Genomic DNA, 8,607 nt, shown 5'->3' with positions numbered 1-8,607 from the left:
GCAACAATTGTGGTAAAAAATGGGGTTGATTACGCGACAGGCAAAATGGATACAATGACGATACTGGAAGGCTCTGCCTCAGAGGAAAAAGCGCTGGCAACACAGCGTGCCACGCGTGCGGTATTTTTAATCGCCGGTATCGGCATGGCCTCCTGGGCCCCCCTGGTTCCTTATGCGAAAGATCGTGCCCTGCTGAGCGATGGCTCACTCGGCACCCTGTTATTGTTTCTTGGATTAGGCTCGCTGATTGCGATGCCATTGACCGGGATGCTGGTGGGTCGTCTGGGATGCAAACGCGTTATTGCAGCGGGCAGTCTGTTGCTGTTGCTGCTCTTACCCCTACTGGCAACGCTCTCCAGCCCTTCTACACTGGCGCTGGCGCTGATGATCTTCGGTGCCGCCATCGGTCTGATCGACGTTGCCATGAATATCCAGGCCGTCGAGGTCGAAAAAACGGCTAAAAAAGCGATGATGTCAGGGTTTCATGGTTTCTTCAGCGCGGGCGGGATTGTGGGTGCCGGACTGGTCAGCGCTGCGCTCGCGCTCGGTGCCTCTCCGTTAGTGTCGATACTGATGATCAATGTTTTGCTGGTGTTGCTGTGGCTTTACTGCCAGCAGCACCTGCTGAGCCAGCGTCTGCACCAGCCCGATATGCCGCTGTTTGTGATGCCGCGCGGCTGGGTACTGTTCCTTGGCGTGCTCTGTTTTATTCTGTTTTTAACCGAGGGTGCCATTCTTGACTGGGGCGCACTGTTTCTAACCCATAACCGTGACCTGCCCGCCTCACAAGCCGGGTTGGGTTACGCGGTATTTTCCATCGCCATGACCATTGGCCGCCTGTTTGGCGACCGCATCGTCAACGTGTTCGGGCGCACAGCAACGTTATTCTGCGGTTCATTATGCGCGGCGGGTGGCCTGGTGCTGGCAGTGGCGATACCGGATGCCACCTGGACGCTGGTCGGTTTTCTGCTGGTGGGGTTTGGTGCTTCAAACGCCGTGCCAATTATGTTCAGCGCAGCGGGAAAGCAGCAAGTGATGCCCGCCAATCTGGCCATCGCGGCGATGACCACTATCGGTTACGCCGGCATTCTTGCAGGGCCCGCGTTGGTCGGTTTTATTTCTCAATTATCCAGCCTGTCCGTCGCGTTCAGCGGCATTGCGGCGCTGCTGTTGGTCGTTGCTGCCAGCGCCCGACAGATTACTCGTTAACCGGGGTTTCACTGCATGTTGCCATATAAATTTCCACTGACTTCCGGCAATGTTACGCGCTTCTTTGCACTGTTTATTCTGGTGCTGGTACTGGCATCAGGATTTATGATCCACAATGCAGTTAACGCCTGGCTGACAGAAAAGCGCTACGCGATGGCGGATATCACTCACGCGATGCAAAAGCGTATTGATACCTATCGCTTCGCCACCTGGCAGATTTATGAAAACCTGGCGGCCAATGCGGCGGGCACGGCGGGCAACAGTTTGCAGGAAACCCGTCTACGTCAGGATGTCTATTATCTGGAGAAAACCCGGCGTAAAACCGAAGCATTGATTTTTGGTTCACACGACAGTGGCACGCTGGATATGACCCTGCGTATGTCCAACTATCTCGACACCTTATGGGGTGCCGAGAACAGCACCTGGTCGATGTATTTCCTCAACGGGCAGGACAACAGCCTGATCCTGGTCTCTACCCTGCCATTAAAAGATATGGCCTCACGCTATAAAGAAAGCGCGATCAGCAACATCGTTGAGGCACGTCGCGCCGAGATGCTGCAACAGGCTAATGCGCTGGACGAGCGTGAGAGCTTCTCGCCGTTGCGCCGTTTTACCTGGCAGAATGACCACTACTTCACCGTGCGTACCACCTTCAATCAGCCGGGGCATCTGGCGACCGTGGTGGCTTTCGATCTGCCGGTGAACGACATTATTCCGCTGAATATGCCGCTGGAGAATTTCCAGCTAAAGCAGGATACCACCCCGGTTGCCGAAGGGGATGATAATCAGGACAGCAGCAGCACCACCCGCATCAATTGGGTTAACCCTAATATCGAAATTGCCGGTTCACTGGCCAGCACACCCTTACAGCTGATCTATCGTGTACCGATCACCGGGCTGGTGGTAGATACCTTACATAATCTGCTGTGGCCGCTGCTGGCTAATCTCGCGTTGCTGCTGATGTCACTGGCGGGTCTTTTCCTGCTGCGCCAGCAGTCGTTGCGCCCCAGTGAAAACCAGAGTGCCGAGCTGGAGTCGCTGCGCCTGTTGAATGAAGAGATCGTCGGTACGCTCCCGGTGGGGCTGCTGGTGTATGATTTTGCCAATAACCGCACCCTTATCAGCAATAAAATTGCTGAGCACCTGCTGCCGCATCTCAATCTGCAAAAAATCATCAATATGTCCGATCAACATCAGGGTGTTTTGCAGGCCACGGTGAACAACGAGGTGTATGAGATCCGTCATGCCCGCAGCATGATTTCACCGCATACGCAGGTGTTTATGATGCGCGATCAGGATCGTGAGTTGTTGGTGAACAAAAAGCTGCAAAAAGCACAGCAGGTGCTGGATAAAAACCATCAGTCACGCCAACAGCTCTTGCAGAATCTCGGTCACGCGTTGCAGCGTCCACTGAACGAGGTGATCACCAGCCTGCAAGCGCTGGCTGCCGCACATCCGGACGAACAGGTGGATACCTCGCTGGAAGCCTCTCAGGCTCTCAGTCGTCTGGTTGACGATATTGTGTTACTGAACCAGCTGGAAACCCTCGACTGGACCCCGGACGCAGGCAGTTTCAATCTGCAAACCCTGCTGGATGAGCTGGTGGCTGAGCTGCTACCGGTTATGCGCCGCAAAGGTCTGACGCTGATGATCGCCAATCACCGCAGCAGCGATGAGACGCGTTTTGGCGATCGTCGGGCAATCAGTAAGATCTTGTCCACGCTGCTGCACTATGCCGTGACCACCACAACCTGGGGCCGGGTCAGCGTCACCGTAAGCGCCCCCGACGATCGCCCGGATCGCCTGTCGATTGAGATTGTTGATACTGGTGCTGGTCTTTCGGCTGACGAAATGTCGAACACGGATTTCCCGTACCTGGGTGAGACTCATCAGGACCGTTATGGTCAAGCCTCAGGCATGGCCTTTTTCCTGTGTAAGCAACTGTGCAAACAGTTAGGTGGCCATCTGGATATCAGCGCCAGCCCGGATATCGGCTCGCGCTACAGCATCCAGCTCCATACGCCGCTGGAACCCCAGCTGGTACAGGAAGAGAAGCTCCTGGAGGGCGTCAACGCCCTGATTGATATTACCGTTGATGACGTGCGTAAAATCGTCGTACATCAGCTTGAAGACTGGGGAGCGAACTGCATTACGCCAGACGAACGTTTCTCCGGTCAGGAACACGATGTACTGGTAACGGATGAACCTGAGCATTTGACGCCCTGGTCATTACTGCTCTCCGGTGATGAACCGGGTTTCTGCCAGATTTCATCCAATCAGTACCGGGTCAATTTCAATATCAGCAGTGCGATGCAGGATGCGCTGCTGACGTTGATTGAACAGCAACTGGCTCAGGACGAGCTGGGTGACGAAAATGCGGAACAACAGACCACGGCTCAACTTTTCGCCAGTGGTTACTTCCAGCTTTTCGTCGATACAGTACCCGATGATGTCAAGAGACTGTATAATGAGGCCGCAAACAGGGACTTTACTGCGCTTGCTCAGACTGCGCATCGGCTGAAAGGCGTGTTTGCCATGTTAAATTTATTACCCGGCAAGCAGCTTTGTGAAACGTTAGAACATCACATTGAACAGTGTGACGATTCAAACATCAAAAATACCACCAGTGAAATTGACAATTACGTCAATGACCTGCTGCAGCAAGGTAACCAATAATATGAATAACCTGAATGTCATTATTGCCGACGATCACCCCATTGTTCTGTTCGGCATTCGTAAGTCGCTCGAACAAATTGAATGGGTCAATGTTGTCGGTGAGTTTGAAGACTCCACTGCATTAATTAACAGCTTGTCTAAGCTTGATGCCAACGTTCTGGTGACAGATTTGTCTATGCCAGGCGAAAAATATGGCGATGGCATTACACTGATCAAATATATCAAGCGTCACTATCCTGATCTGTCGATCATTGTTCTCACCATGAACAATAACCCAGCCATTCTCAGCGCTGTGCTGGATCTGGATATCGAAGGCATCGTACTGAAGCAGGGTGCACCAACCGACCTGCCTAAGGCTCTGGCCGCATTGCAGAAAGGCAAAAAGTATACGCCGGATAGCGTGGCGAAACTGCTGGAGAAAATCAGCGCGGGCGGTTACGGCGACAAGCGTCTGTCACCGAAAGAGAGCGAAGTGCTGCGTCTGTTTGCTGAAGGCTTCCTGGTAACCGAAATTGCCAAGAAACTGAACCGCAGTATTAAGACGATCAGTAGCCAGAAGAAATCAGCCATGATGAAACTGGGTGTGGATAACGATATTGCGCTGCTGAACTATCTGTCATCAGTCAGCATGTCACCGGTTAAAGATTAAGTTTAAGACTGACGGGGCGACCGGAAAAATGGTCGCCCCTACATCTGCAGGGGCTGACCTTCTGTTTTGGTCAGCCTTTATGATTTAAACGTTCGCCCTGCTCTCTCTTGCCCGCTGCGCATATAACGTTAACGCCTGCTGTAATGTATCCATCGTCACCGGCTTAGACAGACAGTTATCCATTCCCGCATCAATACAGCGCTGTTTCTCTTCCGCTAACGCATTCGCCGTCACGCCCACCACCGGGAACGTTTTCCCCAGTTCGCGCAGACGTCGTGTCAGGCCATAACCATCCATATTCGGCATATTGACATCGGTCAACACGATATCAATCTCGTTACGGCCGATCACGTTAAGTGCATCAAGACCGTCGCGCGCCGTTTTCACGCGGTAACCCAGCGATCCGAGCTGATCGGAAAGCAACATACGGTTGATCGGATGATCGTCGACCACGAGGATCAGGATGTCATCATGCGCGGCGGTTTGCGCTTCTTTCGCCAGTACGGCAAGCCCGCCTTCAGGCTGATCCGCCTCCACCCGGTAGATCCGCGCCAGCAATGAAGGTAATTCGTGCGGCGTGGTTGTCGCACAAACCCAGTGCCCCGCGCCCAGATGCTGTGGTGCATCATTGTGGCGACTGTCAAAGCGGATAGTGGCACGTACGGCCTGCTCAGGCAGGAAATCATGATCGGTAATCATCACGTCATCTGCCGCCGCCTCGCCTTCGTAGCGCTGCACCTGAATACCGTGTTCGCCCAGCAAGCGCGTCAGGAACGTGGCCAACTGCTCATTACGCAGTGCCAGCCAGCACTGCTTATCGTGCAGACCGTCCTGCAACTCTGGCGCTATCACCCGGCTGTTATAGAGCGGAATACGGATAATAAACTGGCTGCCCATGCCCGGCTCAGAGTCGACCTCAATATCACCGTCCATCATATTGATCAGCTTCTCACAGATAGCCAGCCCCAACCCGGTTCCCTGGAAGTTACGCTGTACCCCACTTCCGACCTGGAAGAACGGGTCAAACAGACGCGTCAACTCCTTTGCCGGGATCCCCACGCCGCTGTCGCGCACGCGGAAAGCCAGATACCCATCTTTGACGTAAACCTGCAGGATGATCCCGCCAGTATGAGTGAACTTAATAGCATTATTCAGCAGGTTGGAGATGACCTGCTGCAAACGCATCGGGTCACCATCCAGCGTGGCTGGAACATCGCTGTCGACAAAGCACCACAGCGTCAGACGCTTTTTCACCACCATTGCCAGATAGTTGGAAGTGATATGTGCCACCACTTCACGCGGAGAGAACTCAGCGGGTTCTATTTTCAGCTGCTCAGACTCAATTTTGGAGAAATCGAGAATATCACTGATGATTTTCAGCAACAGGCTGGAGGAGTTGTTCATGGCCGTCACCAGCGACTCAACGCCCGGCGGCAGAGATTTTGTTTGCAGCAGGTCAAGGTTACCGATAATGCCATACAGCGGCGTACGCAACTCATGGCTGACGGTCGCCAGGAACATGGATTTGGACTGGCTGGCCTGCTCTGCGGCCTGAGCCATCTCCTGTAATGACTCTTCCATTTTGACGCGGGCACTGACGTCAACCAGCACGCAGATCGCCACATTCTCATTGCGGTAGCGCGAATGGACAAAGCTGATTTGCAGATTGGTATTACTGCCTGTCAGCACATCGACAAAGTTAACCTGCTGTCCACAGATAATCTCGGTTAAGCGCAGCCGATCTTCCTGAGTCAGCATGGTGAGATAATTATGAGCCAGCTCGTTACTGAGGATGTTGGTGCCATCACTGGTGCGCAAAATGCAGATCCCGACCGGCGCCGAGGCCACAATTTTACGGTTAAACTGCTCGTGCTCCTCCAGCCGGTGGGCATTATCTTCTGCGGGCAAAAACATTCTGCGTTCAAACAGCCATGCCAGCGTAAACAGCACTACCGCACTGATCAGGTTCAGCAACAGGGCGTTGATAATCAAAATTTTCAGCCGTTCAATCATCACATTGGTCGGCACCGAGTAGACGATACTGAGCGAAGACGGTGACAGACTTTTCTTCATGATCAGTTGATTGTAGCCGGAAATATAGCCAAACCAGGCGGCGTCATCAGGCAGGTCATCCGCTGAGAAATCCGGGCCATTGCGCGCAGAAGAGAGCAGACGCTGATTATTCTGATCCACCAGCGTGGCCGTTACCGGCATGCTACCCGGCAGGATCAGGTCTTCCATACGGATGCTCTGCTCAATGCCCAGCAGAGCCGTGACCTTATTGGCCACATACACCGGGGTGATCATGTAGTAATAGCCAACGCCGGGCTGTGCCGCCGGAGAGATCCAGAACAGGCTGTTTTTACGCTCGTCGTCGTTACCATTACGGTACTTCAGGATGCGCTCGCGCAGCGATTTCATCGCGCGTTCACGATCGACGGATGCCGTGCCCAGGCCGAAATCCGCCAGGCAGGTGCTGTCGCCACCGATAAAGAACACCCGGTTCAGTTCATAGGCGGAAGCGAAATTTTCTTTCCAGTAACTCAGGAAATAACTGAGAGGCTCCAGTGAGTTGCGCCAGGTATTGCTCATTGCATTGCAGTCGGAATCCGCATACAGAGGGTAGAACTGTGGCGGCGATGCTTTGCCTGCAGAGACACCGCTCAGTCCATCAAGGCTGCTGGTCGCAGTATTCAGGCGGTTTTCCGCAATAAACTTCAGCTCACGCATGACGTCCGCTGAGTGGCGCACATACCACTGAGCCTGATCATAGCTGGTATTGAATTCCTGGCGTACCTGCGATTCTCTTTCGTGTATGACGTTAATGATATAAAACGTGGTCAGCAGTGCGCCCAGCGTCCACAGCATCAACGCCAGGGCGCGGAACAGATAGCGGGAGATCTTTAACGTCGTTCGGAAAGAGACAAGATATTTCAAGCGTAACCCACTGGCAGCCATAACGGACAAAAGAAAATGATTGCCGATACAGTAGCGTCAGCATGGTAAAAAAGCCAGTTATCAGCACGCCCGCAGGCCGCTATTTCAGTGATTTTCAGCCTGTTCCCAGGCATCTTTGCGCCACTCAGATGGGGTTTTACCCGTGATGCGGCGAAACTCGCGATTAAAGTTGGATTTGGTCTGGAAACCGACGCTCTCCATCACTTCAATCACCGTCTGCTGGCTGCCCGCCAGACGCTCCCCCGCCTCGCGGATACGCCAGCCATTCACATACTGAGACACGCTTTGCTGATAGAGGGCATTCACCGCCGCGGATACCTGCCGCGTCGGGATCCCGGCTTTGCGCGCCAGTCGCGCAAGGTTCAGCTGAGGTTCCCGGTACAGCCCGGCCTGCATCAGTGCATCAATACGGGCCACAATATCCGGGTCCTCTGCACTGGCCTCCCGCGTCACCTTGATCACAGGCGGTGCAACAGGTACACGGCTTAACAACAGCAACAGCGACATCACCGCCGCGATGGTCAGATTTCCGGCTAATAACAGTCCCGGGGTTCCCTCCGCCGCCGCAAATATCATTAACCAGGACACGGTGATATCCAGTAAGGCTACCGCAACCAGCAATAGCGCCAGCAGCCGCCAGCCGCGCAGCGTCAGATCACTCTCGCTCAGTACCGCCTCCGGCAACACATCGCTGCCCGATTTCAGCCGCAGCAACATCAGGCCGGCACAGCCCAGCCAGATGGCAGGCAGCAGCCAGTCAATCCCCTGCGGCAGCCACAGCACGCAGGCGACCATCAACATGACCACCAGCGCACTGCGCCAGGCGTGTACGCTCTGCCCGGTTGCCTGTGCCAGCGCCAGACGGCACATCAGCGGCAGTGCCGCCGCCGTGATGGGCTGCAATCCGCGCCAGACCTTTTCCCCGGGCAGCATAATAGCCAGCCCGGCAATCAGACTGTGCATCAGACACAACCACAGCAGCAGTTGAAACAAGTGTCCGGTGTATCGGCGCTGCACCAACAGCAACACGCACACCAGGCTGAGCAAAAAATTAACCGGTATCAGCATAGGACTCTATCGCGATCGAGGACGCCAGGCGCCTGTAATGTCCTGAT

General features: G+C 54.2%; 5 protein-coding genes. 3 read left to right on the top strand and 2 right to left on the bottom strand.

Going from position 1 to position 8,607, the window contains the following annotated elements:
* Positions 1 to 54: 54 nt before the first annotated feature.
* Genes FVB43_RS06275 through rcsB form a run of 3 tightly spaced genes read left to right on the top strand, consistent with a single transcriptional unit; the run spans position 55 to position 4,534 of the window.
* Complete coding sequence (locus FVB43_RS06275) at positions 55 to 1,209, top strand: MFS transporter (protein WP_167863599.1); 1,155 nt, start codon at positions 55 to 57, stop codon at positions 1,207 to 1,209.
* 15 nt (positions 1,210 to 1,224) lie between these two features.
* Positions 1,225 to 3,885 (top strand): phosphotransferase RcsD, encoded by a 2,661-nt coding sequence (gene rcsD, locus FVB43_RS06270; protein WP_133841425.1) that lies wholly within the window; start codon positions 1,225 to 1,227, stop codon positions 3,883 to 3,885.
* A gap of 1 nt (position 3,886) precedes the next feature.
* Positions 3,887 to 4,534 carry a response regulator transcription factor RcsB gene (rcsB, locus tag FVB43_RS06265; protein ID WP_062742930.1) on the top strand — a complete coding sequence of 216 codons (648 nt, stop codon included), beginning with the start codon at positions 3,887 to 3,889 and terminating at the stop codon, positions 4,532 to 4,534.
* A gap of 84 nt (positions 4,535 to 4,618) precedes the next feature.
* Here the strand turns inward: rcsB and rcsC are convergent, their stop codons facing one another.
* Both rcsC and FVB43_RS06255 read right to left on the bottom strand, forming a co-directional pair.
* Positions 4,619 to 7,471, bottom strand: coding sequence for a two-component system sensor histidine kinase RcsC (gene rcsC, locus FVB43_RS06260; RefSeq protein WP_133841424.1), 2,853 nt, complete (start codon positions 7,469 to 7,471; stop codon positions 4,619 to 4,621).
* A gap of 105 nt (positions 7,472 to 7,576) precedes the next feature.
* The gene (locus FVB43_RS06255; RefSeq protein WP_133841423.1) at positions 7,577 to 8,560 is read right to left on the bottom strand and encodes a helix-turn-helix domain-containing protein; all 984 of its coding nucleotides are present in this window, start codon (positions 8,558 to 8,560) and stop codon (positions 7,577 to 7,579) included.
* Positions 8,561 to 8,607: the final 47 nt, after the last annotated feature.

Origin of the sequence: Erwinia rhapontici (genome assembly GCF_012271765.1) — a bacterium.
Classification (GTDB): domain Bacteria; phylum Pseudomonadota; class Gammaproteobacteria; order Enterobacterales; family Enterobacteriaceae; genus Erwinia; species Erwinia rhapontici.
This window is presented reverse-complemented; position numbering and strand designations above follow the sequence as displayed.